The 26,122-nt window shown below is 73.9% G+C and carries 27 protein-coding genes; 8 read left to right on the forward strand and 19 right to left on the reverse strand.

All coding sequences use genetic code 11. The features are described 5' to 3' along the window. Window positions 1-13: 13 nt before the first annotated feature. Window positions 14-1,762, reverse strand: a complete 1,749-nt coding sequence (locus tag ACFXDJ_RS05085; RefSeq protein WP_384847831.1) for an Ig-like domain-containing protein — start codon at window positions 1,760-1,762, stop codon at window positions 14-16. A gap of 47 nt (window positions 1,763-1,809) precedes the next feature. After that, window positions 1,810-2,889: a hypothetical protein gene (locus ACFXDJ_RS05090; protein WP_384663873.1), complete on the reverse strand. Its 1,080-nt coding sequence runs from the start codon at window positions 2,887-2,889 to the stop codon at window positions 1,810-1,812. A 251-nt stretch (window positions 2,890-3,140) separates the two neighbouring features. Between ACFXDJ_RS05090 and alc the strand changes: the two genes are divergently transcribed. Further along, entirely contained in the window at window positions 3,141-4,271 is a 1,131-nt protein-coding gene (gene alc / locus ACFXDJ_RS05095; RefSeq protein WP_384847834.1) for an allantoicase, read from the forward strand. Window positions 4,272-4,341: 70 nt separating this feature from the next. On the opposite strand, the gene ACFXDJ_RS05100 is transcribed toward alc, so the two are convergent. After that, on the reverse strand, window positions 4,342-4,752 hold the full coding sequence (locus tag ACFXDJ_RS05100; protein WP_384847837.1) for an organic hydroperoxide resistance protein: 411 nt from the start codon (window positions 4,750-4,752) through the stop codon (window positions 4,342-4,344). 127 nt (window positions 4,753-4,879) lie between these two features. Between ACFXDJ_RS05100 and ACFXDJ_RS05105 the strand changes: the two genes are divergently transcribed. Continuing rightward, window positions 4,880-5,353, forward strand: a complete 474-nt coding sequence (locus ACFXDJ_RS05105) for a MarR family winged helix-turn-helix transcriptional regulator (protein ID WP_384663981.1) — start codon at window positions 4,880-4,882, stop codon at window positions 5,351-5,353. Here ACFXDJ_RS05105 and ACFXDJ_RS05110 read toward each other — a convergent pair. The 5 genes from ACFXDJ_RS05110 to ACFXDJ_RS05130 all read right to left on the reverse strand — a co-directional run bounded on the left by ACFXDJ_RS05110 (window position 5,316) and on the right by ACFXDJ_RS05130 (window position 10,053). Then, window positions 5,316-6,011, reverse strand: a complete 696-nt coding sequence (locus ACFXDJ_RS05110; RefSeq protein WP_384663979.1) for a cytochrome b/b6 domain-containing protein — start codon at window positions 6,009-6,011, stop codon at window positions 5,316-5,318. The two genes, ACFXDJ_RS05105 and ACFXDJ_RS05110, sit on opposite strands and share 38 nt — an antisense overlap. After that, complete coding sequence (locus tag ACFXDJ_RS05115; protein ID WP_384663984.1) at window positions 5,995-6,660, reverse strand: molybdopterin-dependent oxidoreductase; 666 nt, start codon at window positions 6,658-6,660, stop codon at window positions 5,995-5,997. The genes ACFXDJ_RS05110 and ACFXDJ_RS05115 overlap by 17 nt, the downstream gene beginning before the upstream one ends. A 234-nt stretch (window positions 6,661-6,894) precedes the next feature. Then, window positions 6,895-7,590: an NADPH-dependent F420 reductase gene (locus ACFXDJ_RS05120; protein WP_384847955.1), complete on the reverse strand. Its 696-nt coding sequence runs from the start codon at window positions 7,588-7,590 to the stop codon at window positions 6,895-6,897. A gap of 129 nt (window positions 7,591-7,719) precedes the next feature. Beyond that, a complete protein-coding gene (locus ACFXDJ_RS05125) occupies window positions 7,720-9,081 on the reverse strand; it encodes an FAD-dependent oxidoreductase (protein WP_384661028.1) in 1,362 nt (453 codons plus the stop codon). 168 nt (window positions 9,082-9,249) lie between these two features. After that, entirely contained in the window at window positions 9,250-10,053 is an 804-nt protein-coding gene (locus ACFXDJ_RS05130) for a hypothetical protein (RefSeq protein ID WP_384661031.1), read from the reverse strand. 84 nt (window positions 10,054-10,137) lie between these two features. On the opposite strand from ACFXDJ_RS05130, the gene ACFXDJ_RS05135 reads away from it, so the two are divergent. Next, complete coding sequence (locus ACFXDJ_RS05135) at window positions 10,138-10,266, forward strand: hypothetical protein (protein WP_384661033.1); 129 nt, start codon at window positions 10,138-10,140, stop codon at window positions 10,264-10,266. 8 nt (window positions 10,267-10,274) lie between these two features. Here ACFXDJ_RS05135 and ACFXDJ_RS05140 read toward each other — a convergent pair whose 3' ends face one another. Next, window positions 10,275-10,817 carry a hypothetical protein gene (locus ACFXDJ_RS05140; protein WP_384661036.1) on the reverse strand — a complete coding sequence of 181 codons (543 nt, stop codon included), beginning with the start codon at window positions 10,815-10,817 and terminating at the stop codon, window positions 10,275-10,277. Between the two features lie 236 nt (window positions 10,818-11,053). On the opposite strand from ACFXDJ_RS05140, the gene ACFXDJ_RS05145 reads away from it, so the two are divergent. Beyond that, window positions 11,054-11,797: an HNH endonuclease family protein gene (locus ACFXDJ_RS05145; RefSeq protein ID WP_384661039.1), complete on the forward strand. Its 744-nt coding sequence runs from the start codon at window positions 11,054-11,056 to the stop codon at window positions 11,795-11,797. Window positions 11,798-11,812: 15 nt separating this feature from the next. On the opposite strand, the gene ACFXDJ_RS05150 is transcribed toward ACFXDJ_RS05145, so the two are convergent. From ACFXDJ_RS05150 to ACFXDJ_RS05165, 4 genes are all read right to left on the reverse strand, one after another. Further along, window positions 11,813-12,985 (reverse strand): hypothetical protein, encoded by a 1,173-nt coding sequence (locus tag ACFXDJ_RS05150; protein WP_384661042.1) that lies wholly within the window; start codon window positions 12,983-12,985, stop codon window positions 11,813-11,815. 181 nt (window positions 12,986-13,166) lie between these two features. Next, window positions 13,167-13,700 (reverse strand): GNAT family N-acetyltransferase, encoded by a 534-nt coding sequence (locus tag ACFXDJ_RS05155; RefSeq protein WP_384661045.1) that lies wholly within the window; start codon window positions 13,698-13,700, stop codon window positions 13,167-13,169. A gap of 52 nt (window positions 13,701-13,752) precedes the next feature. Further along, a complete protein-coding gene (locus ACFXDJ_RS05160; RefSeq protein WP_384661048.1) occupies window positions 13,753-14,733 on the reverse strand; it encodes an isopenicillin N synthase family dioxygenase in 981 nt (326 codons plus the stop codon). A 119-nt stretch (window positions 14,734-14,852) separates the two neighbouring features. Further along, a complete protein-coding gene (locus ACFXDJ_RS05165) occupies window positions 14,853-15,920 on the reverse strand; it encodes a GNAT family N-acetyltransferase (protein WP_384661051.1) in 1,068 nt (355 codons plus the stop codon). A 216-nt stretch (window positions 15,921-16,136) separates the two neighbouring features. Here ACFXDJ_RS05165 and ACFXDJ_RS05170 point away from each other — a divergent pair, with 216 nt between their 5' ends. Next, window positions 16,137-16,931: a VOC family protein gene (locus ACFXDJ_RS05170; RefSeq protein ID WP_384661057.1), complete on the forward strand. Its 795-nt coding sequence runs from the start codon at window positions 16,137-16,139 to the stop codon at window positions 16,929-16,931. Here the strand turns inward: ACFXDJ_RS05170 and ACFXDJ_RS05175 are convergent. Together ACFXDJ_RS05175 and ACFXDJ_RS05180 are read right to left on the reverse strand one after the other, a co-directional pair. After that, window positions 16,852-17,934, reverse strand: coding sequence for a PHP domain-containing protein (locus tag ACFXDJ_RS05175; protein WP_384661054.1), 1,083 nt, complete (start codon window positions 17,932-17,934; stop codon window positions 16,852-16,854). The two genes, ACFXDJ_RS05170 and ACFXDJ_RS05175, sit on opposite strands and share 80 nt — an antisense overlap. Window positions 17,935-18,041: 107 nt before the next feature. Then, complete coding sequence (locus ACFXDJ_RS05180) at window positions 18,042-19,085, reverse strand: hypothetical protein (RefSeq protein WP_384664122.1); 1,044 nt, start codon at window positions 19,083-19,085, stop codon at window positions 18,042-18,044. Between the two features lie 184 nt (window positions 19,086-19,269). Here ACFXDJ_RS05180 and ACFXDJ_RS05185 point away from each other — a divergent pair, with 184 nt between their 5' ends. The 3 genes from ACFXDJ_RS05185 to ACFXDJ_RS05195 are packed head-to-tail and all read left to right on the forward strand — an operon-like array spanning window position 19,270 to window position 22,651. Then, window positions 19,270-19,782 carry a DUF664 domain-containing protein gene (locus ACFXDJ_RS05185; protein ID WP_384664120.1) on the forward strand — a complete coding sequence of 171 codons (513 nt, stop codon included), beginning with the start codon at window positions 19,270-19,272 and terminating at the stop codon, window positions 19,780-19,782. Further along, window positions 19,782-21,512: a carboxylesterase/lipase family protein gene (locus tag ACFXDJ_RS05190; protein ID WP_384847840.1), complete on the forward strand. Its 1,731-nt coding sequence runs from the start codon at window positions 19,782-19,784 to the stop codon at window positions 21,510-21,512. Before ACFXDJ_RS05185 ends, ACFXDJ_RS05190 begins: the two co-directional genes overlap by 1 nt. Further along, a complete protein-coding gene (locus ACFXDJ_RS05195; protein ID WP_384657358.1) occupies window positions 21,509-22,651 on the forward strand; it encodes a serine hydrolase domain-containing protein in 1,143 nt (380 codons plus the stop codon). The genes ACFXDJ_RS05190 and ACFXDJ_RS05195 overlap by 4 nt, the downstream gene beginning before the upstream one ends. Window positions 22,652-22,670: 19 nt before the next feature. Here ACFXDJ_RS05195 and ACFXDJ_RS05200 read toward each other — a convergent pair whose 3' ends face one another. The 4 genes from ACFXDJ_RS05200 to ACFXDJ_RS05215 form a co-directional block, all read right to left on the reverse strand. Next, the gene (locus ACFXDJ_RS05200; RefSeq protein ID WP_384657361.1) at window positions 22,671-24,194 is read right to left on the reverse strand and encodes an MFS transporter; all 1,524 of its coding nucleotides are present in this window, start codon (window positions 24,192-24,194) and stop codon (window positions 22,671-22,673) included. Window positions 24,195-24,236: 42 nt separating this feature from the next. Further along, entirely contained in the window at window positions 24,237-24,788 is a 552-nt protein-coding gene (locus ACFXDJ_RS05205; protein ID WP_384657364.1) for a TetR/AcrR family transcriptional regulator, read from the reverse strand. A gap of 132 nt (window positions 24,789-24,920) precedes the next feature. After that, a complete protein-coding gene (locus ACFXDJ_RS05210; protein ID WP_384657367.1) occupies window positions 24,921-25,187 on the reverse strand; it encodes a DUF6158 family protein in 267 nt (88 codons plus the stop codon). Between the two features lie 77 nt (window positions 25,188-25,264). Next, a partial coding sequence (locus ACFXDJ_RS05215) for a substrate-binding domain-containing protein (protein WP_384847842.1) occupies window positions 25,265-26,122 on the reverse strand: 858 nt, incomplete at its 5' end.

The following is a 26,122-nucleotide window of genomic DNA, read 5'->3' on the forward strand; positions in this document are numbered from 1 at the left end:
GGGCCGTCAGGCCTCACCGGCACTGGCCGGACCGGGGTCCGACGACCGTGACGTCGCTGACGTGCGGCGCCGGGTCGTTGGCCTCGCAGCCCAGCGGTCCGGTGACCCGGTCGGCCGAGAACTCCACGCCTCCGGTGTTGCCCACCAGGGAGACCGGTCCCGTGATGGTGTTGCCCGCACAGTCAGGAGCCTGCGCGTCGGGGCCCGCCCCGATCAGCACGGAGCCGCTGGTGGTCCGGACACTGAGCGGGCCGGTCACCCGCGATCCGCAGACGGAGACGGCGAGCGCTCCGTCGGCGGACACCGGGCCGGTGATCTGTCCGTTCGACACGGCCAGCGCGCCGCCGGGCCGGACGGTGACCGGGCCGCTCTGGCTGCCGCCGGGGCCGATGCAGACCGCCTGTCCGGCGGCCACGGTCAGCGGGCCGCGGGAGGCGGTCGTGATGCAGGGCCTGCTGAATCCGACGGTGACCTCGGCCGGTTGACCGGTCGTGCTCGCCGTGTGGTCGGCGTCCGGGGTGTACGAGGCGCTGATCGGGTGGAGGCCGGGACGCAGCGCGCTCGTGGTGAAGGCGGCCTTTCCGGCTTCGAGGGGAACGGTCGCGAGCGAGGTGTTCCCGTCCGAGAAGGTGACGCTGCCGCCCGGGGTGGCCGCGAGGGGGTTCGCCGAATCCACGGTGGCCGTCAGAGTGACGGCGTGCCCGAACAGCGGGGTGGTGGTGTCGGCGACGAGCGAGGTCGACGTGGCGAAGCGGAACGAGATGACCGCCTTGCCGTTGCCGTGCTGGACGCCCGGGAGGAGGGTGGCTTCGGAGACGCCCGCGTCCGCCGCGGCCGCGTAGCCGCTGCCGCCGCCACCGCCCGCGCCGTAGAAGTTGCCCGGGTTGCCGCCGCCGGAGCCGCCGCCACCGCCGTGCCAGCCGCCGCCACCGCCTCCGCCGCCGTTGCCGCCGCGGCCGCCGTTGCCGCCCGTGCCGCCGCTGCCCGGGTTGGGCAGGCCGGTGTTCTGGTCGATGTCGCCCGCGTTGCCGCCCGGGGCACCGACCGGGTTGGTGCGGACACCGGTGCCCGCCTGGGTCTGGGTGCCGCCGGTGCCGCCGATGCCGGAGCCCTCGGGGCCGCCGCCGTCGCCGCCGTTCTCCCCGGCGGGCCCGCCGCCGTTGCCGCCGTGCAGCAGGGGGCCGCCGTTGCCGGCGCCTCCCCCGCCGCCGGCCACCAGGATCCGCTCGGCCGGACCGAAGCCGCCGGTGCGCAGGTCGGTGGCGCCGCCGCCGGAGCCTCCGCCGCCGTGGGCGCCGCCGCCTCCGGAGCCGTGGCCGAAGCCGCCGACCCGGGCGTACTCGCCGTGCCGGGAGGTGCCGGAGCTGCCGACTCCACCCCGGGTGATCTGGAGGGTCTGGCCGGGGGTTACGGCCAGGGTCGCGTGGGTCTGGCCGCCGAGGCCGCCGGGTGCGCCGTCGTTCGGCGGGCTCGGGACGACGTATCCGGCCGCGCTGCCGCCTTCGGCCCCGTACAGGTCGACGGTGAGGGCGCTGACGCCCGCGGGGACGGTGAAGACGTCCGTGCCCGCGGTGGCGTACGTACAGGTGGGCGGGGAGCTGGTGAAGACTCCGGCCGGGCCGCAGGGGCCGGCGGTGGCGTCCGCCGGGTCCGCCGCCGCGGCGAGGGGGACCAGCAGGGCCGCGAGGAGGCCGGCCGCGCCGAGGGTCACCGCCGCCCGGGAGACGGCGTACGGGCTGCGGCCGGGTCTGAGTCTGGTCATGTTTGTGGTCATCGTCCTGGTGCTCTCGGGGTTCGTCATGGGGCTGCTCAGACTCCGTCGTTGGCGCACAGCGCCCAGGCTTCGGAGTAGGTGCTCGGGGAGCTGCCGCCGCCGGTGTGCGTGGAGGCCGTCCAGTACGCGGCCGTGGTGGTCCCGTCGCCGACCGGGGTGCCGCCGGAGTCGCTGGGGAAGCTGCCGTTGAGGTGGTCGCCGGGCGAGCCCGGTCCGGTGAAGTCCGTGGTCGTCACGGAGCCGCCGCTGATGGCCGCGCCGCCGCTGATCAGCTTTCCGTCGTTGCCGCCGCAGGCGGCCGTCACGGTCGCGCCCGAGGTCGCCGAGGTCGGGCCGCTGACCTCGCTGAAGCGGACCTTCACGGTGGTACCGCTGATGTCGATGTTGTTGCCGCTGCAGATCGCGTAGGCGTACGTGGCGTTGTCGGTGCCGCCGCCCCCGCCGTTCCAGCCGACCGCGGTCCAGGAGTCGGGGTTCGTCTCGCCGTCCGCGGCGGCCTTCTGGCCGTAGTCGTGCCCGGCGTTGTTGAAGGTGGGGAAGGAGGCGATCGGCTTGAGGCTGCCGACGGCGCCGGGGGTGATGCGGGCGCCGCCGCCGAGGAGGCGGGTGTTGGCCGGGCAGGTGGCGGTGACCAGACCCACCGTGGAGGCCGAGATGGGTCCGGCGATCTTGTTCATCACCACCTGGGTGTGGTTGATCAGGTTGCTGGTGAAGCACATCGCGTAGGGAGTGCTGGAGAACGAGGCGTTCACCGCGCCGCCGCTTCCGCCGATGCCCAGCCAGTGCGTGACGTCGGTGCCGACGACGCCGGTCGAGCCGAGGTACTCGGTGCTGCCGTCGGAGCTGGGCGAAGTGCCGTTGACCTTGTTGCCGTTGGACGAAGTACCGGTGCCGATGGCCTGGTTGATGCCGCCACCGGATATGAGGCCGGAGGAGCAGTCTGCGTGGGTGGAGATCTCGGCGAAGGTGGCCGCGGGTCCGGAGGTGGCGCCCGGGGTCTTCACGGTGACGCCCACGGTGTTGGCGTACGCCGTGGCCGGCACCAGGAGGGCCAGCAGGGCGCCGACGACCAGTGACTTTCCTGCGACGGCGCGCCGCAGAACTGTCTTTGCCATGAAATTTTCTCCCTCATCAAGAGTCGCGCATGCGGACTGTAACAGTCCTTTTGCCGCTCATCTACTGGGCGAACAGCCTGTCTCACCTAGCAGATGCCGCATTGACTCTGGAGGGGTCACCGACCTGCACCTTTCGCCAGAACTGAAAGGAACGATCGAAAACAATCGATGGACCTGGGCGATCAGGATGGGCGAGAGTCGAGGCACTCCCCCCAACTCCCTTCCCCTACAAGGAAAGAAGGCCCGTCCGCATGCACGTCGAGACCACCGACTTCGCCGCCGCCCCCTACACCTCCGGCGACCCCTACGCCGACTACCGGGGCGCCACCTTCCCCTTTTCCCACCTCACCGACCTCGCGGACCGCCGCCTCGGAGCGGGGGTCGTCGCCGCCAACGACGAGTTCTTCGCCGATCGGGAGAACCTCCTGCTGCGCACCCCGGCCGTCTTCGACGTGCACGCCTACGGCAACAAGGGCAAGACCATGGACGGTTGGGAGACCCGGCGACGGCGCGGGGCCGGCGCCGACGAGCCCTTTCCGGCGGACCGCGATCACGACTGGGCGCTGATCCGGCTCGGCGCCCCCGGAGTCGTCCGCGGGATCGTCGTGGACACCGCGCACTTCCGCGGCAACCACCCGCAGCAGGTGAGCGTCCAGGCCGCCACCTTCGAGGGGACCCCCTCGGTGGCCGAGCTGCTCGCCCGGGAGGACGCCTGGGTGGAGATCGTGCCCCGCACCCCCGTACGCGGCCACGCCGCCAACGGCATCACGGTCGACTCCGAAGCCCGGTGGACGCACCTGCGGGTCAACCAGCACCCCGACGGGGGCATCGCGCGCCTCCGGGTCCACGGCGAGGTGCTGCCCGATCCGGCGTGGCTGGCCCTGCTCGGCACGGTGGACGTGGCCTGCGTCGTCAACGGCGGGGCCGTCGAGGACGCTTCGGACGGGTTCTACTCCTCCCCCGGCAACACGATCATGCCCGGCCTGTCACAGAAGCAGGACGACGGGTGGGAGACCCGGCGCCGCCGCGACGAGGGGAACGACTGGATCGTCTACCGGCTCGCCGGGCAGTGCGAGATCCGCGCCGTGGAGGTGGACACCGCCAACCTCAAGGGGAACGCGGCCGGCTGGGTGTCGCTGTCCGTCAAGGACGCCGAGGACGGCGAGGCCGGAGAGTGGCGCGAGGTGCTCCCGCGCACGCGCCTGGAGCCCGACAGTCCGCACCGGCTGCCGCTCGCCGCGCCGGTCCTCGCCACCCATGCCCGGCTCGACGTGTACCCGGACGGCGGGCTGGCCCGGCTGCGCCTGCACGGCGGGCTGACCGACGCCGGAGCGGCCGCCCTCGCCGTCCGCGGCGCGCGTGCCACGGGCACGGCGGGCTGACGGTGGGGGCGGCCGCTCCGGCGGTGCGCCTAGGCCGCGGGACCCGGTCGGTCCGCGCGGCCTGCCCGGCCTACTCGACGACGAGCTCGACCTCGATGTTGCCGCGGGTGGCACGGGAGTACGGGCAGACCTCGTGGGCCTGCTTGACCAGCAGGGTGCCGGTCTCGCCCGCCAGGGAGTCCGGGAGCTCCACCCGCAGCACGACCGCCAGCCCGAAGCCCGCACCGTCCTTGCCGATGGAGACCTCCGCCGTCACCGAGACCTCGCTGGTGTCCACCTTGGCCTGCCGGCCGACCAGCCCGAGGGCGCTGGCGAAGCAGGCCGCGTAGCCGGCCGCGAAGAGCTGCTCGGGGTTGGTGCCCAGGCCGTTCCCGCCGAGGGCCGGGGGCATGGCCAGCGCGAGGTCGATCTGTCCGTCGGAGCTGACGGCGCGGCCTTCGCGTCCATTGGCGGTGGCGACGGCGGTGTAGATCGCGTCCATCTCGGGTGTTCCTCTCACGGGGCGGAGGCGGGGCCGTCGGTCGTCGGCCTCGCTCCATCAATATGACACACAATTCAGTTGTGCACAATTTAGTTGTCGACACGGCACCCCGAGTACACTGGCCCCCATGACCGAGCAGCCGCGCGACACCCTCCCCGACCAGGACTTCCTGCGCCTCGACGGCCAGATCTGCTTCGCGCTCGGCGCGGCGAACCGCGCCTTCGGAGGCCTCTACCGCGTCGTCCTGAAGGATCTCGGGCTGACCTACCCGCAGTACCTGGTCATGCTGGTGCTCTGGGAGCACGGGGAGATGCCGGTCAAGCAGCTCGGCCAGCACCTGCGCCTGGACTCGGGGACCCTCTCCCCGCTGCTCAAGCGGCTCGAAGCGGCCGGCCTGATCATCCGCGAGCGCAGCACGGCGGACGAGCGGTCCGTGCACGCGCGCCTCACCGGGGCCGGTACGGAGCTGCGTGCCCGCGCCGTCGAGGTGCCCCGGCGCATCGCCGCCGCGACCGGCTTCGAACTCGGCGAGATCAGGGACCTCCAGGACCGCCTGCGGCGGCTCACCGCAGCCCTGGACGCGGCGGTTCCGCAGGAGTAGCGGCGGGAGCGGCCGGCGGCGGGCGCCACAGGGGATGTTCCCGCCGCGCCCAGTCGGCCGTCACCGAACCGGTGCGCATGCCGCGACGGGCCTCCGGGTCGGCCAGGGCCTTCATGACGTGGCCGCCGATGGCCACCGTCACGGCGATGGCCAGCCAGTCGTGGACGAAGGTCGCGCCGGTCCGCAAGGGCAGCGGGGCCAGGCCGGTGAACCACATCAGCAGGCCGGTGCCCAGCAGCACCAGGGCCGCCCCCGCGCTCCAGCTCGCGTAGAGCTTCTGCCCGGCGTTGAACTTGCCCGCCGGGCGGGCGGTCCTCCGGTGGTCGCGGCGCAGCGCGGACCTCAGCCAGGTGCGGTCGTGCGGGCCGAACCGGTTGAGCCGGCGCAGGTCGGCGCGGAAGGCCCGGGAGACGAGCCCGAGCAGGGCGGGGGCCGGGAGCAGCAGCCCGGACCACTCGTGGAGGGTGACCACCAGGTGGCGGCGGCCGACGAGTTCGGCCAGGGGCGGCAGGTAGAGGCAGCCGGCCGTGACCAGGCACAGCCCCCCGAGGGCGGCGGTGCTCCAGTGGATCCAGCGCTCGGCGGCGCTGAAGCGGCGCACCCGGTGCTCGCGGGGCTCCCGGCCCGCCCCGCCCGCGCGTTCAGACCGTAGGAGCATCTTGGCGTCCGTTCGATCTGCCGACCCAGGCGTCGACGTCGTAGCCGAGCTCCTCCCAGTAGCCGGGCTTCACGTCCTCGGTGAGGGTGATGCCGGACAACCACTTGGCCGACTTGTAGAAGTACATGGGAGCCACGTAGAGGCGGACGGGGCCGCCGTGCGCGTGGCCGAGCGGCTTGTCCTGCATGCTCAGGGCGACCATGACGTCTTCGCGGCGGGCCTGCGGGAGGGTGAGGCTCTCGGTGTAGGTGCCGTCGAAGCAGGTGAAACGGATCGCGCGGGCCTGCGGCCGCACTCCGGCGGCGTCCAGCAGCCGGGAGAGCGGAACCCCCTCGAAGGGGGTGCCGGGCACCCGCCAGCCGGTGACGCACTGGACGTCGCGGACCACCCGGGTCTGCGGCAGGCCGCGCAGCGCGTCGAGGGTGTACGAGGCCGGGCGATCGACCAGGCCGTCGACGGTGAGCCGGTAGTCCGCCGGGCCCCGTTCGGGGACCGAGGAGGCGACGGAGTAGTAGCGGAATCCGCCACCGCCCGGCAGCAGTCCGGTGAGGCCGGTGGGGTCCTTGGTGGCGGCCGAGCCGAGCACCGCGTCGAACCCGCTCTGGAGTCGCGGCCCGGCGGCCAGGCCGAGGGCGCCGAGCCCCACCATGCCGAGGACCAGCCGCCGGCCGACGGGGGCACCACGGCCGTCGGGGTCGGGGTCGGGGCCTTCGGTGTCGGGGCCATCGTGGCCGGGGCCGCCGGAGGCGGGCGGGGGGTCCGGATCGGCGTGCTGTTCTCTGCTCACGTGCCGATTCGACCACCCGCCGCATCCGGCGGCCAGGGTTCGCGGGCTCCCGTCAGACTTCCGTCAGACTTCCGGCGTCCCCGGACCGGCGGGCCGTCAGCCCCGGAAGTCCTCCGGGCGCTCCGGCGAGGCCTCGGCGAGCGCCTTGACCACGGCCTGCGTGCCCGCCCGGAGCCCGTAGACGGGGGTGCCGGGCTGCTGGCGCCAGGAGCCGTCGATGCCGCCCGAGTCCACGCTGTCGAAGCCGAGTTCGTCGATGAGGGCCCGTACGGTCTTCTTCGCCGCCTCGTCGTCGCCCGCGACGGGCAGGGCCTGCCGGTCCGGGTGGCCCGCGTCGAGCGGCCGGTCCAGGATGTCCTCGGCGTAGGTGCCGTTGAAGGCCTTGACGACGGGGTGGCCGAGGTGGCCCTCGGTCCAGCGGCTCTCGGTGAGGCCCTCGTCCTCGATGCCGGGGATCCGGCCGTCGCGCTGGCGCGGGTAGTAGTTCCCCGTGTCGATGACGGCGAAGCCGGGCGCCGCCCCGTCGAAGAGTCCGGCGGGCAGGTCCGGGATGTTCTTCAGCGGGATCGTGACGACGACGACCTCGGCCCCGCGGGCCGCCTCGGCGACGGTGACCGGGACGGCTCCCGTCTCCTCGGCGAGGGCCGTCAGGGTCTGGGGACCGCGCGAGTTGGCGACGGCCACCTCGTGTCCGAGGGCGGTGAGGCGCCGGGTCAGGTTGCCGCCGATGTTGCCCGCGCCGATGATGCCGATCTTCATGAGCTCTCCCGTGCGTCCAGGGTGGTCGGGTATCGCGATGATCCGAACCTCCCGCGGGCGCCGGGCATTCCGCCCCGGGCCGACGAGTTTCCACGTTCTCCCGTACGAGGGAACGCGCCGGCCGGGACCCGCAACCTCGCGGATCCCGGCCGGACTTCTGGGCTACGCCCCGCTCGACTTGAGCATGTCCTCGCGCTCGACGAGCTTCACGCGCTCACGCCCCTGCGGCTCGCCCAGCGCCTTCTCGGCGGCGTCGAGCTTGTACCAGCCCTCCCAGGTGGTGAAGCGGATCTGCCGCCCGTTGAGGAAGGCTTCGACCGCCTCCGGCTCCGGCGTGGCCGGGGTGAGCAGGCGGCCGTCCGCGTGGTCGGCGAGGAGGTTGGCGACGGTCTCGTTCGCGTCGCCCTTCGTGTGCCCGATCAGGCCGATGGGACCGCGGCGGATCCAGCCGGTGACGTACGTGGACGCCAGGTGCTCGCCGGCCTCGATGACGCGGCCGCCCTCGTCCGGAACCGTGCCCGAGGCGACGTCCCAGGGGAGCTTGGGCAGTTCGTCGGAGAGGTAGCCGACGGCGCGGTAGACGGACTGGACGTCCCAGTCGGTGAACTGTCCGGTGCCCTTGACGTTGCCGGTGCCGTCCAGTTCGGTGCGCTCGGTGCGCAGGCCGACGACAGCGCCGTCCTCGCCGAGGATCTCGGACGGGGACTCGAAGAAGTGGAGGAAGAGCTTGTGCGGGCGGTCGCCTATGTCGCGGATCGCCCAGTTCTCCAGGGTCTTCGCGACCATGTCCGCCTGCTTGTTGGAGCGGCGGGTGGTGATCGAACCCTCGTCGTAGTCGATGTCCTCGGGGTTGACGATGACCTCGATGTTCGGCGAGTGGTCCAGCTCGCGCAGCTCCATCGGGCTGAACTTGGCCTGCGCGGGGCCGCGGCGGCCGAAGACGTGGACTTCGAGCGCCTTGTTGGCCTTGAGGCCGTCGTAGACGTTCGCCGGGATCTCGGTCGGGAGCAGTTCGTCGGCGGTCTTGGCGAGGATGCGGGCGACGTCGAGGGCGACGTTGCCGACACCCAGGACGGCGACCTTCTCGGCCTCCAGCGGCCAGGTGCGCGGGACGTCGGGGTGGCCGTCGTACCAGGAGACGAAGTCGGCGGCGCCGTAGGAGCCGTCGAGGTCGACGCCCGGTATGGTCAGCGCGCGGTCGGCGGTGGCTCCCGTGGAGAAGATCACGGCGTCGTAGAAGGAGTGCAGCTCGTCGAGGCTGATGTCGTTCGGGTAGTCGACGTTGCCGAAGAGGCGGACCTGCGGCTTGTCGAGCACCTGGTGGAGGGCGGTGATGATGCCCTTGATGCGCGGGTGGTCGGGGGCGACGCCGTAGCGGATCAGGCCGAAGGGAGCCGGCATCCGCTCGAAGATGTCGATGGACACACCCGGGTCGGTGGCCGCCTCGGACTTCAGCAGGGCGTCGGCTGCGTAGATGCCGGCGGGGCCGGCACCGACGATTGCTACCCGCAGGGGGCGAGGCATGGCTGGGTTCCCTTCGAACGACGAAACAACTCGATCAAGGGAACCCTAAACTGAGGCGAGCCTAACCCAGCACCCACCCCCGGCTTATGACCCTATAACCCTGCCTTATGGCTTACCCAAGCCGGACTATGGGTTTCACCGGGGTCTCACCGGGGTCTCACTGCAGTCTCACCAGGACTCGGTCACGATGACGGAGGACGTCGCGAAGTCACGGACGGTGAGCTCGCCATTGTCCCCGTACACCTCGTGGCGCCAGGCCGCGAAGACCCCTGCAAAGGCGCGCGCGTCCTCGGCCTGGCCCTTGCCCACGTTCGCGCTGGTGATGGACAGCTCCGCCAGACAGGCCCCGCGCACCTTCCGGACACGGACCTCGCCGATGGCGTCCGGCGGCATGCCGTCGGCCCACTTCCCGCTGTGCGCCGGGAAGTAGGCGGCGAAGTCCGCCGTCATGTCGAACCAGCCGGCCGCGCCGCAGGGGCCGGCGCCGTTCGTGATGCCGGGGCGCTTGGAGGGCGCGGGGCTCCCGTCGGTGGGCGGGCCCGGGGTGCCGGTGTCGTGATCGGTGGGCGGGTCCGGCGTACCGGTGTCCCGGTCGGTCGGCGGGTCGGGGGGTCCCGTGTCCCGGTCGGTCGGAGGTCCGGCGTAGGCACCGGTCTCCTGGTCGGTCGGCGGATCGGGGGGTCCCGTCTGCTGATCCGTGGGCGGGCCCGCGTAGCTGCTGCCGGTCTGTTCCTCCGTCGGGATGTCCGGGGTGGCCGTTGCGGCGGCCTTGCCGGTGGCCGTCCCGGTTCCCCCGCCGCCGCCCGCCGTCCGGTCCAGATCGCAGATCTCCGGACTGGGCTTCGCCGCCGGGGCCGGCCCCGCCGCCTCCCCCGCCCGTACGGTGCCGCACGCCGCGAGCGTGGCGCACAGCAGCGCCGCCAGCCCGGCCAGAGCCGTCCGCCCCGTCCGGGATACCGCAGTCTTCGTCATGGCCATCCCCCCTTTGCCCCTCAAGAGGGATCCACGGTAGCCGCGGTTCCCTCCGGCAACCGCCGTCCGGCCGGATCCGGGGCCGTGACCGGCTCTGGGTGCGCGCCCGCCACCCTCCTGCACCGGGTGGATCCCCGGGCCGGTCTCGGGGAGGCGGACTTCGCCGTGCTCGATGCCTGGCTGCGCGGCCGCGCGGGCGCCCCTAACGCGTAGGTGTGGGGTCAGCCGACGACCAGTACGTCCTCGCAGACCGGCGGTTCCTCGGAGCGGCCCACCGCCTCGCGCCAGATCTCCTCGGTCCCGGTGGCTCCTCCGGCGTCCCCGTCGGGCTCGGCGTCGTCGTCGGTGCGTACGGCGCCCCAGACCAGCCCGTCGCCGTAGGCCTCGGCCGGAACCAGGGAGACCACGTAGCGCCTGCCCGGCTCCAAGGGCTGGATCAGCGGCTCGGCCTCCGGTGACAGGCCGGCGGGCTGGCCGACCCTGACCTCGGCGGGAACGACGCCCTTGAGGGTCTTCTCCACGTGCAGCGAGAGCAGTTGGCCGTCCGGGTACGGGGTCCGGCCGGAGACGGTGGCGACGACCACGTCGCGCGCCGCGCGCACGATGTACTCCGGCTTCGTCCACGGGTCGGTGCACGGCCGGTCCCCGGCCGCCAGCTCGGGCGCGTCATAGGTCTCCCACGCCCCCCAGACGGCGGTGCCCAGCATGACCACGGCGGCCGCGGCGGCCGCGGCGACGACGGGTCGCACGGACCACGACATCATCGGCTTTCCTTCCTCCCGGATCGGCGGAGGCTCGCATGATGACAGCGCCCGCACGCCGGATCCCAACTCCGTTCACCCGTCAGGGGGATTGCGCCGGACCCGATCGCGCGCAGGCCATCCGGCTCTGCCCGAGGGCGGATTCACTGTCTCCGTCCGGCGCGCCGCATGGCTTCGCGGACCGTCCGAAATGGGTAGGCTTCCCGGGACATCGTGCGCGGCAGGTTCGGGGTGGGGTTATGGGACGTCAGATACGGCTGTCCGGTGTGGTGCTGGCGGTCTCTCTGCTGCTCGGCACGGCCGCGTGTTCCGGTTCCGGTACGGGAACCGGTGGCCCGGCCAAGGACGCGAAGCCGGGCGCCTCCGCGTCCGCCAAGTCCCGCGTCCCGTCCCCCGCCCCCGGCGGCGGGAAGCCCGCCTCGGGGGACGTACTGCCCGGCATGGTCTCCGTGTCCGTCGCCCGGACCCAGCTGGCCGCGCTGAAGGTGGCCCCGCCCGGGACCATGTCCGGTTACAGCCGGGACAAGTTCACGCACTGGGTGGACCAGGGGAACAAGTGCGACACCCGCGAGGTCGTCCTCCAGCGCGACGGCGTCAAGGTCGCCCGGGACTCCGAGTGCAAGGCGGTGTCCGGCACGTGGAAGAGCCTCTACGACGACGTCGTGGTCACCGAGGCCTCGAAGATGGACATCGACCACATGGTGCCCCTCGCCGAAGGCTGGCGCTCCGGCGCCGCGGGCTGGGACGCCGACAAGCGCAAGGCGTTCGCCAACGATCTGACCCGTCCCCAGCTGCTGGCGGTCAGCGCGTCCTCGAACCGGTCGAAGGGCGACCAGAGCCCCGACCTGTGGCAGCCGCCGTCGAAGGCGGCCTGGTGTCAGTACGGGCGGGCGTGGACGACGGTGAAGTCCACGTACGGCCTGACCGTCACGGACCCTGAGAAGAAGATGCTGTCGACCATGCTGGACACCTGCGCGGGCTGACACCTCTGGGGCCGCTCACAGCACTGCGATGCCCAGCGGCCGGGAGCCCGCCGCGAGCCGGTGGCTGCTCCCGCCGTCCAGGTCCACGACCGTGATGCCGTTCCAGTAACCGTCGCGCGTGTAGCCCCCGGTGACGTAGGCCGTGCGCCCGTCCCGGGACACGGCCACGTCCTCGTGCGGCCCGTCCAGCGGGTACACGCGCTCCGAGCCGTCCGGGGAACGGACCGTGAGCGAGGGCCCCTTGCCCTTCCCCGGCTCCACGGCGCCCGTGCCGACCACCAGGAGCCGGCCGTCCGCGGTGACCGTGGTCCCGTGCTGGTGGGTGTCGGCCGTCAGCTTCTCGATCGTGGTGCGGCCCGTACGCGGATCCACGACGGCCAGCCGCTCGCCCTCGAAGGGGAACAGCAGCATTCCGTCCGTCGGCCGCACGGCGGCGTAGTGCGGTTTCAGCCAGGACCCGAGCCCGCCCCCGGTCCCGTACGGGGCCACTTCGATCCGGCGCGGCCGCATCGAACCGGTGGGAACGACGGTGACGTCGAAGGAATCGTGGCCGGTGACGTACACCTCGGAGCCGTCGCGCGACACGTCCACGTCGAAGGGCCGCCGGCCCACCGGGACCACGGCGGACACCTCGACCTTCGCCGTGTCGATGACCTCCAGCACACCGGTGGTCCCGGGAACGTTGACGCCCACGTACGCGTGCGCGCCGTCGGGCGACAGCGCGATGCCCATGCCGCCGCCCCGGTACTCGCCGCCGGTGACGGGTCCCGTGCCGGTGGTGCGGTAGGGGATGCGGGCCGTCCTGGTCCGCGTACGGGTGTCCACGACGGCGACCCCCTCGGCCGTGGCCACCCAGGCCCGGCCGTCCGCGCCGACGGCCAGGCCGTACGGGGCCCTGCCGACGGGGACGGAGCCGACGGAGCCGCGCTCCGGGTCCACGAAGGTAACGGTGTCGGCCCCGAAGTCGGCCACCAGCAGGGTGCCTTCGGGGGTGGCCGAGGCCTTCGGGAGCGGGGAGGCGGCCGACGCCGACGCCGCGGCCGGTGCCGGCGCCGCGCCGGTCTGGGCGCAGGCGCCGAGGAGCAGCACCGCGGCGAGGGCCGCGAGGGCGCCACGGGTTCCTCGTGCGCGCTGCTGCGCGAGCGGACGCGAGCCCCGTCGCCGGCTCTGGCGGTCGTGCTCCGGCATGGCTGCCCCTCTCGGTTCCGGGGGCGGGGCCGGTGGTGCGCCCGCTCCCCCGTACCCATCCTCACCGCGCGGGACGGGCCACGCGCTCCGCTCGGCGGCCGACAGCCGGGTCAGCCGATCGGCTGACGCGGGCGGCGCGGGGGTGTGCGGGTGGGGGCGGCGTGCCGGATGGGGGCCGGGCTCAGGCCTCGTACTCCGTGAGGTCGATCCCGTGGATGTTGAGCAGCGCGCCGGTTTCCGGGGCCGAGACGTCCTTCTCGGCCGTCATGCCCAGCTTGCGGATCACGTTCTCCGACTCGTCGTTGCCCGCCCGGTTGACGGCGACGACCCGGTCGAGACCCCGGTCCTGGAGGGCGAACTCCAGCGTGGCGTGCGCGGCCTCGGAGGCGTAGCCCTGGCCCCAGAAGGAACGGCCGAGGCGCCAGGTGATCTCCGCGGCCGGCAGGACCTCGGGGAGCCACCACGGCATGGACAGGCCGACGGCGCCGATCAGCTCGCCGGAGGCCAGCAGCTCGACGGCGAAGATCCCGAAGCCCTCCTCGTCCCACTCGTCCTCCCAGGCCTCGATGAGCTCGGCGGTCTCCTCCAGGTCGAGGGTCTCTCCGTCACCGATCCAGCGCATCACTTCCGGGTCGGCGGTGATCTCCGACAGGGGGACGAGGTCGTCGTCGGACCAGCGGCGGAGGAGGAGGCGGGGGGTGCGGATCTCGGTCATGTGCACATCCTGCCGAACGCTCCCGTCATCGGGTAATCGGGGTGGGCCGTGCCTAGGCCTCCGCCTCTCCCGGCACGGTGATCGCGTCGAGCTTCGCCCTCAGGTAGGCGTGCGAGTCGACCGGATCGTGCGTGATCCGGCCGATGGGAGCCGGCAGGGACTCCACGCGGACATGGGGGTCGCACTCGTAGAAGTAGACCAGCGAGATCAGCTCCTCGGCCGGTGCGTCGGCGGGCGGGGGCAGCACCCGGTGGCGGCCGGCCCGCCACCGGTCGCCCGTCCAGCGCGCCATCAGGTCGCCGATGTTCACCGTGAGCGCGGCCGGATCGTACGGGGCGTCCTGCCAGCCCTCGGCGTCGGTGTGGATCTGGAGCCCGCCCGCGCCCTGCTGGCGGTCCAGGACGGTGACGGTGCCGAAGTCGGTGTGCGCGCCGATCCGGAACTGGCCGGGGAGCGGGGGGCCGACGAGCTCGGTTCCGGGGTACCAGTTGACGTTGAAACCCCAGGTCGGGTGGCCCGTGTGCCGGGTGAAGTGGTCCGGATCCAGGCGCAGCGCGGCGGCCAGCAGTTCCAGCAGCTCGTCGCAGAGCCCGCGCATCGCGGCCAGGTACTCCGCCGCGAGCGGTCGCAGCGCAGGGACCTCGGCCGGCCAGGCGTTGGGCCGGAACCACTCCGCGTCCACGGAGGGGATCCCCGTCGGGTCCTCGGCCGCGCAGGACCACGATTCCTTGAGGTCGGGCGGGGAGGCGGCGCCCTCCGCGTAGCTGTTGGCCTCCGCGCCGGGGCCGAGCCAGCCGCGCCCGCCGACCGACACGGCGTACGGGGCCTTGGCGGCGGCCGGGAGCCGGAAGAACTCCCGCGCCGCCTCGCGGATCCGCTCGGGCAGCTTCGGGTCGACGCCGTGCCCGGTCACCAGCAGGAATCCGGCCGCCTGGAGCGCGTCGTCGACCCGGGAGGCGATGCGGCGGCGCTCCTCGGCCCCGCCGCCGCGCCACGGTCCGAGATCGATCACGGGGACCTGGGAACTCACCACGGCGGGACCTGCTTTCCGGATCGGAGCGGCGGAGGCTGGGCGGCAGCCCGCTCAGCCAGGGCAGCCCGCTCAGCCGGGGCGGCCCGCGCGGGCGGGCCGCCCCGGACCGCCGGGACCGCTCAGACCCCGGCCGAGCGCAGGGCGTACCGGACGGTGCCTTCCCCGGAGCCGGTCTCCGTGAAACCGGCCCGCCGGACCACGGCGTGGGAGGCGGCGTTGTCCTCGTCCACCTCGGCCACCAGCAGGGTGAGGCCCGGCTGCCGGAAGGCCCAGCCCGTCAGCGCCTTCAGTGCCTCCGTGGCGTAGCCGTTGCCGCGCGCCGAGGGGACGAGGTCGTAGCCCATCTCGGAGCGGCCGTCGGCGTCCGGGGCCGCGTGGAAGCCCATGCCCCCGATGGCCCGCCGGTCACTCGCGCGGACGATGACGTACGGGGTCCAGCCCCGCCGGTACCTTCCCTCCTCGTGCGCCTTCACCACCGAGCCGGCGGCTCGCCGGGTGCCGTCGGCGGGGCCGTCCTCGGCCCAGTCGAAGCCGCCGGTGCCGCCCGCCGCCAGGTCGGCCGCGATCACCGGGAAGACGGGGCAGAGCAGTACGCGTTCGGCCGCGACCGGGTCGCCGTACCAGCGCCACACCGTCTTGCGGGCCAGTCCGGGGAGTTCGCCGCGTCCGGTGGCCCACAGCAGGGTCCGCCAGGCGTGGTTCCCGCGCGGGACGTGCGGGAAGAGCCGGTCCAGGACCAGCAGGGGCAGTTCCGGGCCCGGCTCCCAGCCGTGGACTCCGAGGCCGACGAGGATGTCGTGGGTGTGCAGCAGCACCTCGACGATGCCCATCGCGGCGAAGCCGTCGGCGCCCGCGTTCCCGTACGGATGCCACCCCCGAGCCTCGGGACGGGCGACGGCGGTGACGGCGGACAGGAAGCCTCCGGTCGCCGTGATCACCTCGATGAGGCCGTCGGGGGTGGTGCCCTCGTCGGCGCGGACCTCCAGCGGGACGTAGCCCTCCCTCGCGCCGACCACGAGCTGGGCGGCGTAGGCGGTGAAGTCCTCGGCCACGTGGACGGCGGTGTCGTAACAGCTCCATTCCAGTCCGGCGGCCGGCACCGTCCAGTCGAGATGGGCCACTTCCTGGAGCGCCTTCGTGCAGAGGGATACCGCGGTGTCCACGTCCTGTGAACCGATGATCGTCATGCTCCGAAGCCTAGGAGCCCGCCCGGGTGCCGCCAACGGGATTTCCGTGGCCCACGGCCGGTGGTCCCGGTGGCGCGCCTGCGGGCCGCGCCGGGGAACCGGGCGCAAGGCTTGTGTCCGGACGGCGCGAGCGGACCGCGCCCCGGCGAAGGGCGGAAACAAGCGGTGGAGATTTCGACGAGGGACGTCTTCGGGGCGCCGTGCTGGGTGAGCCTGATGGCCCGCGATCTCGGTGCGGCACAGCGGTTCTACGGTGCGGTCGCGGGCTGGCGGTTCCGGCCCGCGCGCCTCGGCAACGCGTTCTCGGTGGCCGAGCTGGACGGGGTGCCGGTGGCCGGGATCGGGGCGCTGGCCGGGGATCTGGGCGTGCCGGTGGCCTGGACCCCGTACTTCGCCGTCGACGACGCGGACGTGGCGGTGAGCCGGGTGCGGGAGCGCAGCGGCACGGTCGCGGTGGGCCCGGTCTCCTTCGAGTCCGGGGGCCGCGCGGCCCTGGTGGCGGACCGGGACGGGGCGGTGTTCGGGATCTGGGAGGGCCAGGTGTCTGCGGGCTGGCGGGTGGGCGCGGGATACGCGCCGGCCTGGCTGGAGCTCCGTACCCGCGACGCCTTCGAGTCGGCGATCTTCTACGGGGAGGTCCTGGAGTGGGCCACCGGCCGCGCCGGGTGCTGCGAGGTCGCGTACGAGAAGGACCAGGTCGTGCTGCGCCAGGGCGGGGAGGCGGTGGCCCGGCTCGACAGCGGTCCCGTGGAGGCGGCCGCCTACAGCCCCTACACCCGGCCCCGTTGGCACGTCCACTTCCGGGTGGCCGCGCTGGAGGCGGCCGTGGAGGCGGCCGAGGCGCTGGGCGGGCGCACGGTGTCGGATCTCGGGGAGAGCGGGACCGAGCGCTGGGTGGCCTTGAGCGATCCGGACGGGGCGCTGTTCACGCTCACGGCGTCCCGGGAGACGGACGGCGGGTCCGGGGGCGGGAACGGGGACGGGGCTGCGCCCGGGTCCGGGTCCATGTGAGGAGGTCGGCCGCCGACCAGGTGTTGACGATCCGGTCGGCCGGTACCCCGCATTCCAGGGCGCGTTCGCAGCCGGTGATCTGCCAGTCGAGCTGGCCCGGGGCGTGGGCGTCGGTGTCGATGGCGAAGTAGGTGCCCGCGGCGACGGCGAGCCGAAGCAGCCGGCGCGGCGGGTCGAGCCGCTCGGGCCGGCTGTTGATCTCCACGGCGGCGCCGGACTCGGCGCAGGCCGCGAAGACGGCCTCGGCGTCGAATTCCGACTCGGGGCGGGTCCTCCCCGTGACCAGCCGCCCGGTGCAGTGGCCGAGGACGTCCAGGTGCGGGTTGCGCACGGCGGCGATCAGCCGCCGGGTCATGGCGGGGGCTTCCATCCGGAGTTTGGAGTGGACGGAGCCGACCACCAGGTCCACTTCCGCGAGGAGTTCGGGCTCCTGGTCGAGGGAGCCGTCGGGCAGGATGTCGCACTCGATGCCGGTGAGCAGCCGGAACGGGGCCCAGGCGGCGTTGAGTTCGGCCACGGTCCGCAGCTGTTCGCGCAGCCGCTCCGGCGAGAGCCCGCGGGCGACCTTCAGGCTCGGCGAATGGTCGGTGAGCACGGCCCAGTCGTGGCCGAGGGCGGCCGCGGCCCGGCCCATGGCCTCGATCGGGGCGCCCCCGTCGCTCCACTCCGAGTGCATGTGGCAGTCGCCGCACAGGGCCGCGCGCAGGGCGAGGGCCCCGGGGCTCGGCGGCGGCCCTTCGGGATGCGCCGCGACCTTGTCCTCCAGCCCCTGCAAGTACGCGGGAACGGACCCGGCGAGGGCTTCGCGGACCACCTGGGCCGTCTTGGGCCCGATGCCCTTCACGGATTCCAGCGAGCCCGCCGCCACCCGCTCGGCCACCTCGCCCTCCCCCAGCCGGACGAGCGCCGCGGCGGCGGTGCGGAAGGCCTGGACCCGGTACGTCGGTTCCTGGGCGCGCTCCAGCAGGAAGGCGATCCGCTCCAGCGCCGCCACCGGGTCCATCGTGCGTCTCCTTCCGGTCCGATTCCTTCCGGTCCGATTCCGCGGAACGGCGAAGGGGTCCGGGCGGCGATCCCACGGGATGCCGCCCGGACCCCTCGGGGCCAGGGTCAGGCGTCGTCCACCGGTCCGGCCGCCGGACGGTACTGCAGGGCCAGACCCGCGAGGACCGCTCCGGTCGCCGCGCTCAGCACCGCCGTGACACCGGCCCAGCTCACGGAGGCGCCGACCGCTCCGGCGAGCGGGTCGAACTCCACGGCTCCGCCGACCACATGGAGCGCGGTGACGGCCATCGCGATCACCGCTCCGGCCCGCCAGGCCCAGGCCGTGTCCCGTACCGCCAGCAGGGCTCCGGCGGTCAGGCAGAGCAGGGTGACGGCCAGGGCGACCGGCCCGCCGGGGTCGCCGGAGAACAGGCCCGCCGGATCGGCGGGCACGTGCAGCGCGCCGCAGACCAGCAGCGCGAGCGCCACCGGCCAGCGCAGCACGTGGCGCAGCGCGCCCCCGGCGGGCCTCGCCGGCGGCCGGGGCCCGGGCGGAACCCGGGGCGGGACCGGTACGGGAGCGGGCGGCCGGTGGACGGCGGTCCGGCCCGGGTCGCGCGGGTCGTCCGGAGCTCCCGGGTCGCGCGGCCCGCTCTCCGCCGGGCGGTACGGGGCCTGTTCGCCGGTTCCGAGGATGCTCACCAGCAGGGCCACGTCCTCGATGGGCCGCCCGAGGGCGGCGGCCTTCAGGGTGATGTCGGCCTCGACGTTCTCGTGCGGGGGCTCGCCCAGCAGGGTGACCATCTCGCGGACCTCGTGGACGGGACGGGCCACGGCCGCCGCGCGCAGCGCCGCGTGTCCGGGGTTGGGGTGCTGGCCGGAGTCGTTCAGGAGGCTGACCAGCGCGGTGACCTCGCTGACCGGCCGGCCGGTGGCGGCGGCCTCCAGGACGGTGAGTGCGGACGTCGACCCCGACCCTTCCCGGGGGGCGTCGCGGTCCCCGGGCCCGGGGTCCGCTTCCAGGTGTGGAGCGGGCTCGGAGGCGGCCGTGTCCTCGTCGGGTTCGGCGTATTCGGCGCACTCGGCCGGCGGCGGCCAGATTTCCGTGGTGTCGGGGAGCCCGCGCGGTTCTTCGTACTCCGTCGCGGCGAGCGTGATCGGGTCATTCATGGAAAGCTCCGTTCGCCGACGCGCGGGTCTACACATCGCACGCCGGTCATCGTGCGTCATGGGAAGCGCACGCTTTGTTACATTCAGCGCCACCTCCCCGCGCTGCGCCATTCGGGGCGGGCAAACGGGGGTCCCCCGCGGCGCCGCGGGGGCTGCCGCCGCCTGTCGTGTGCATGGTGGGGGCATGAAGGGTACGGAGGTACTGGCCGACGCGTTCGGCCGGATCCAGGGCGTGGTGCACGAGGCGGTCGAAGGCCTGGGCGCCGCCCAGCTGGACGCGCGGATCGACGCGGGCGCGAACTCGGTCACCTGGCTCGTCTGGCACCTGGCCCGGATCCAGGACGACCACGTGGCGGACGCGGCCGGCTGGGAACAGGTCTGGCACGCGGAGGGATGGGACGACCGGTTCGCCCTGCCGCTGCCCGCCGGATCGACGGGGTACGGGCACACCGCGCACCAGGCCGGGACCGTGCGGGTGAGCTCCGGGGACCTGCTCCTCGGGTACTTCGACGCCGTCCACGCGCAGACCCTGCGGTTCCTGCGGGGGCTGGGCGCCGCCGACCTGGACCGGGTGGTCGACGAGCGGTGGGATCCGCCGGTGACCCTGGGCGTACGCCTGGTCAGCGTGATCGCCGACGACCTCCAGCACGCGGGACAGGCGGCCTTCGTACGAGGCGTGCTGACGAGGACGCGCTGATGGCGACGGCCGGGCGGAGCGCGGGACGGGCCGCGCTCCTGGCGCTCCTGCCGGTCCTTACCGTGGCCCTGGCGCTGACCGTGCTCCTGCCCGTCGCCGCCCCGGGCGCGGTCGGGGCGGCTGCCGCCGATGACGGCGGCGGCCGGCCCGTGGTCGACACCGATCGCGGGGCGGTACGGGGGCGGCAGGCGGCCGGGTACCGCACCTTCGAGGGCATCCCCTACGCCGCGCCGCCGACCGGCCCGCTGCGCTGGCGGCTTCCGGAGCCCGCCGCGCCGTGGTCGGGCGTACGGGACGCGGGCGCGCCCGGGGCCCGCTGCGTCCAGCTGCCGCCGGTGGGACCGGGCGGTCCGAGCGGCTCGGAGGACTGCCTGTTCCTGAACGTCACCGCCCCGGACGGCACGGCTCCGGACGGCACCACTCCGGGCGCCAGCGCTCCGGACGGCGGTCCCCCGCCCGACGGCACGCCCCGGCGCCCCGTCATGGTCTGGTTCCACGGAGGCGGGTTCCTCAACGGCGCGGGCGATCTGTACCGGCCGGGGCGGCTCGCCGCCGATGGCGGCGCGGTGGTCGTCACGGTCAACTACCGCCTCGGCGTCTTCGGCCTCTTCGCCCATCCCGCCCTCGGTGGCGCCCCCGACTTCGCGCTCGCCGACCAGCGGGCCGCGCTGCGCTGGGTCCGGGCGAACGCCGCCCGCTTCGGGGGCGATCCGGACCGGGTCACCCTCTTCGGCGAGTCCGCCGGCGCCCTCAGCGTCTGCGCGCACCTCGTCTCGCCCGCCTCGGCCGGTCTCTTCCACCGGGCGATCGTGCAGAGCGGCTCCTGTTCCACCACCATGCCCGCACGGGCCCTCCTGCCGGGGCTCGGCGCCTACACGCCGTTCGTACCGCAGGAACGCACCCTCTCCGAAGGCTCGGCGGCGGCCGCCCGGCTCGGCTGCGACCGGCCCGCGGCCGCCGATGCGGCGGCCTGCCTGCGCGGTCTGGACCCCGGGAAGCTGGCGACGCCCGAGCTGATGCAGCGGTTCTCCCTCGTGTCCTACGGGGGCGACCCGCTGCCGACCGAGCCCCGGCGGGCCCTGGAGCTCGGGGAGTTCGCCCGGGTCCCGGTGGTGCAGGGCGCGAACCGGGACGAGATGCGGATCTTCCTCGGGCAGACCCTGGCCGCCTACCCGGTCGGCGACCCACGGGCCTACCGGGCCCGGCTGCGCGCCTCGTTCGGGACTTCGGCCGACCGGATCGAGGCGGCCTATCCCGTGACGGCGTACCGGACGCCCGCGCTGGCCTTCGCCGCCGTGCTGTCCGATGCCTCGTTCCTGTGCCCGCAGCTGCGGGACAGCCGGGCGCTGGCGCGGCACGTGGCGACGTACGACTACCGGTTCGGCGACCGGGACGCGCCGAACTACACCGGGCTGCCCGAGGTGGCGGGCTTCCCCTACGGGGCCTCGCACGGCTTCGAGCTGCCCTACCTCTTCGACACCGGGCTGCCGCTCAGCGCCGCGCAGCGGTCGCTGTCGGAGCGGATGACCGGCTACTGGACCCGGTTCGCGGCGACCGGGGACCCCAACACGCCCGGGGCGGCGCCCCGGTGGCCGCGCTCCCCCGCCGTACTGTCCCTGGTGCCCGGGCCCGCTGGAATCCGTACCGTGGACGCATCGGCCGAACACCACTGCGCCCTGTGGGACTCCGTGGCGCGCACCCCCGTAGAGCTCGAAAAGGCGGACTCGTGACAGGTTTGCTCGAAGACATCCTCCAGCCGTACGTGGAGAGCGGGACCCTGGCGGGGGCGGTGGCCCTGGTGGACCGGGGCGACGGCTCGGAGCCGGAGGTGGCCGCCGTGGGCGGCGCGGACGCCGGGGGCGGCGTCCCGATGGTCCGGGACTCCATCTTCCGGATCTTCTCGATGACCAAGCCGGTGGTCGCGGCGGCGGTCATGGCCCTGGTCGAGGACCACCGGTTCTCGCTCGTCGACCCGGTGGCCCCCTGGCTGCCGGAGATCGCCGAACCGATGGTCGTACGCACCCCCGAGAGCCCGGTCGACGACGTGGTCCCGGCGGCGCGGCCGGTCACCGTGGCCGATCTGCTGACGTTCCGCGCGGGCTGGGGTTTCCCCCAGGACTTCTCGCTCCCGGCGGTCGCCCCGCTCTTCTCCGAACTGCTCCAGGGTCCGCCGCAACCGCAGAGGGTGGCGGCGCCGGACGCCTGGATGGCCGCGCTGGCCCGGATCCCGATGCTCCGCCAGCCGGGCGAGGCCTGGCTGTACAACACCTGCTCGGACATTCTGGGGGTGCTGATCGCGCGGGTGGCGGGGTGTTCGCTGCCCGAGTTCCTTTCGGAGCGGATCTTCGAGCCGCTGGGGATGACGGACACCGGTTTCGCGGTGCCGGCGGGGCAGCTGGGCCGCTTCACCCACCTGTACCGCACCGGCCCGGACGGCGGCCTCGAACTCGTCGACGCCCCCGACGGGCAGTGGAGCTCCGTTCCCGTCTTCCCGTCCGGCGGCGGCGGGCTGGTGTCCACGGCGGACGACTACTTCCGCTTCGCCCGGATGCTGCTCGACGGGGGCGGCCCGGTGCTCGCCCCCGAGTCGGTGCGGCTGATGACCACCGACTGGCTGACCCCGGCCCAGCGGGCCGGGGCCGAGCTGTTCCTGGAAGGCCAGGGCTGGGGCTTCGGCGGTTCGGTCGACGTCACGCCGAAGGACCCGTGGAACGTGCTGGGCCGCTACGGCTGGATCGGCGGGTCCGGCACGGCCGCGCACATCGTCCCGTCGACGGGTGCCACCACCATCCTGCTGACGCAGCTGGAGATGACCGGCCCGACGCCGCCGGAACAGATGCGCGCGCTGTGGGCGTACGCGGCCTCGTAGTGCTTCGTCCCGAACCGGGTCAGTGGTTCTCGGTCGGCTGGAGGTCGCGCGGGATCAGCGTCCACGTGGTCGCGGCGGCGGCCACGGCCAGGACGCCGGCCAGCAGGAACGCCGGGGTGATCGCGAGGGTGTAGGCGTGGGAGGCGGCGTCGAGCAGGGTCTGGCCGACGCTGCCGCCGAGCCGTTCGGCGGTGTGGGCGGCCTCGCCCACGGAGTCCCGTACGGCGGTCAGGGTGGCGCCGTCAAGGTCCAGGGCCGGAAGGTTGCCGCGGTAGAGCGCGGCGGCCGTCGAGCCGAGGATGGCCACGCCCATGGCCGAGCCCAGTTCGTAGCAGGTCTCCTCGATGGCGGCGGCGCTGGAGACCTCGTCCGCGGGTGCCGCGGAGATGAGGGTCACCGAGGCGACGGTGGTGGCGAGGCCCGCGCCCAGGCCCATGACGGTCAGGGCTGCGGCGAAGGCCGGGTAGCCGAGGTCGGTGAACTGCTGGAGGGTCCAGGGCAGGGCCATGCCCGTGGCGAGGACCATCAGCCCGGCGCCGAGGACGTGCCGGATCGGGTAGCGCTGCATGAGGGCCGGGGCGACCATCGAGGCGCAGATCAGCGCGAGCGGGGCGGGCAGCAGGCGCAGGCCGGCTTCGAGCGGGGTGTAGCCCTGGCCGTACTGGAACCACTGGGTGACCAGGAACAGGATCGCGCCCATGCCCACCATCGGCAGGAAGATCGCGGTGGCGGCCACGCTGAAGGCCGGCTTGGCGAACAGCCGGACCTGGAGCAGCGGGTTGTCCAGGCGCAGCTGGCGGCGTACGAACACGGTCAGCGAGATCGCGGCGAGGGCGAGCAGCACCCAGGGCAGCGGGTCGGCCACCCCGCTCTTGCCGAGCTGCTTGATGCCGCCCGCGAGGGCGAGCATGCCGACGATCGACTGGCCGACGCCCCACCAGTCCCAGGCCCCGGTGGCGCGCGGGGAGCGGGATTCGGGGAGGTAGCGCAGGCCGGCCGCGACGATGATCGCGGTCACGGGCAGGTTGAGGAGGAAGGCGGAGTGCCAGCCGTAGTCCTGGACGAGCAGACCGCCGACGACCGGGCCGAAGGCCATGCCGCCGCCGAAGACGGCCGCCCAGACGGCGAGCGCGAAGGCGCGTTCCTTGGCGTCCGTGAAGACGCTGCGCAGGATCGACAGGGTGGACGGCATGATCGCCGCGCCGCCGACGCCGAGGAGCGCGCGGGCGGCGATGACGTGCCAGGCCTCGGTGGAGAAGACGGCTATGAGCGAGGCGACGGCGAAGATGCCGAAGCCCGCCATCAGCAGGCGCTTGCGGCCCCAGCGGTCGCCGAGGGCTCCGGCGGTGACGAGCAGGCCGGAGAGGGCCAGGGCGTAGATGTCGATGATCCACAGCTGCTGTACGGCGCCGGGCTGGAGGTCGCCGACGAGCGAGGGGAAGGCCACGTTGAGGATCGTGGTGTCCATCGAGATGAGCAGGAGACTGCCGGAGAGGATCGCGAGCACGATCCAGCGGCGCGGGTCCTGCGTGGGGGTGTGCATGGGGGTTCCGTTCACGGTCGTGCTGCGGGGGTGGCGGGGGACCTAGGTCGTCCGGGTCCCGCCGAGGAAGGAGGCGAGGACGAGCCGGCCGATGTCGCGGGGGGCGAGGTGGCCGTCGCGGATGCCTTCGGCGGCCGCGTCGAGCAGGCCCCAGAGCGAGTACCAGATCCAGTACGCGGGCAGGTCGACGCGCAGTCGCCCGAGGCGCTGGCCGAGGGCGAGGAAGGCGAGTGCCCGCTGGTCCTGGCGCTGGATTCCGGCCCGGAACTCGGGGTCGGCGAGCACGGTGGCGTCGCGCGAGGTGAATCCGTACAGGTGCGCGGCGGGCAGCAGCCCGGTGACGAGCCGCTCCAGCGCGGCGTCGAAGGCCGCGGCGTCGGCGGTGGCCGGCAGATCGGCGGGGGCCAGGCACCCGTCGACCACGTCGATGGCCCGGACGGCCACGGCCTTGAGCAGCGCTTCGCGGGTCGCGTAGCGGCGGCCTAGCGTGGCGCGGCTGATGCCGATGCCTGCGGCGATGTGCGCCATGGAGGCGCTGTGGTCGCCGGCGAGTACGCGGGCGGCGCCGTCCAGCAGCTCTTCTTCGTGCACCATGTGATCCTCCTTCGCCTCAAACGATACAAATTTGTCTCAGGCGAAGCAAGTTTGATGCACATTAGAGCTGGAGGTGTGGGCTGGTGGTGTGGGACTGCGGGGACTGCCTCTGACCGGGCGGGCGGGGGCCGGTCAGGCCTGGCCCCGCTCGTCCGTCGTCTTGCGCGCACGCGCTCCCGAGCGGGTGCGACCGGGGGTCTGGGCCCGCTCCGGGTGGCGGCGTAGGTACTCGCGCTCCAGCTCGTCCATCCGCTGGGTGTGGGTGACCAGCGCGTCGTCCGACCCGTGCAGCAGGGTCTCGTGGCGCGTGCGGTGGATGGCTTCGAGCTCCTTCATCAGGCGGCCCTCTTCCAGCCTGCCCGCCGACGGCCCGGCTTCGCGCGCCTCCTGCTCCGCCATGACAGGTCACCTCCTCCTCGGCCTGGCCGAGCGCGGCGCCCGGCCGTGCTCACTCCATCATCGCGGAATCGAACGGGTCACGCGCAGGGGTGATCGCCCCCGGCGCCCCCGGCGCGCTCGGAGCCCGTCGCCCGCCGCCCGAGACAGGTGCGGGCCACCTCGTCGGCGAAGGCGCGGGCGAGCGGGGTGAGGGAGGACCAGCGGCGGACGGCCCAGCCGACCGCGAGCGGCGGGAGGCCGGGGATCGGCACGAGCCGCAGCGGCCCGTCCGTTCCGGGGACCTGCCAGCCGGGCAGGGCGGGTACGACCGCGTGGCCCAGACCCAGTTCGGCGAGGAGCAGGGCGGTGTCCCAGTCGGCGACGCTGGTGTCGGAGCTGATCCGGATGCCCGCTTCGGCGAGGGCTCCGTCGAGATGGGCTCGGGAGGTGGAGTTCTCGGGCAGCCGGATGTGCCGGATGGCGGCGAGGTCGGCGGGTTCCAGACGGGGACGGGCGGCGAGGGGGTCTTCGGCGCCGACCGCCAGGACCCAGGGCAGGCGCATGACGGGACGCTGCTCGATGCCGCGCACGGGGCTGCCGATGGTGATCCAGGCGAGGTCGAGGTCGTCCGCGGCCAGGGCGTCGAAGCAGCTGCGGCTGGAGTTCTCGGTCTGGAACTCCAGGCTGGCCCGGGGGTGTTCGCGGCGGAAGGTGACGACGGCCTCGGCCATGAAGTGGCGGACGGTGGTGGCGCCGGTGGTGACGCGGACCGATCCGCCGTCGCCGCGCACGAGGGTGTCGAGGCGGCGCACGGCCCCGTCGAGCCCGGCGAGGCCGTCGGCGGCGGGGGCGGGGGGGGGCCGCCCGGCCGCGGGGGGCGGGTCCCCGCGCGGGGGTCGCTCCCGGTGCACGGCGGCGGGCGGCGTCTCCAGGCGGCGGGGGTGCGGGCGGACGGC

Source organism: Streptomyces sp. NPDC059443 (assembly GCF_042750105.1).
Classification (GTDB): Bacteria; Actinomycetota; Actinomycetes; order Streptomycetales; family Streptomycetaceae; genus Streptomyces.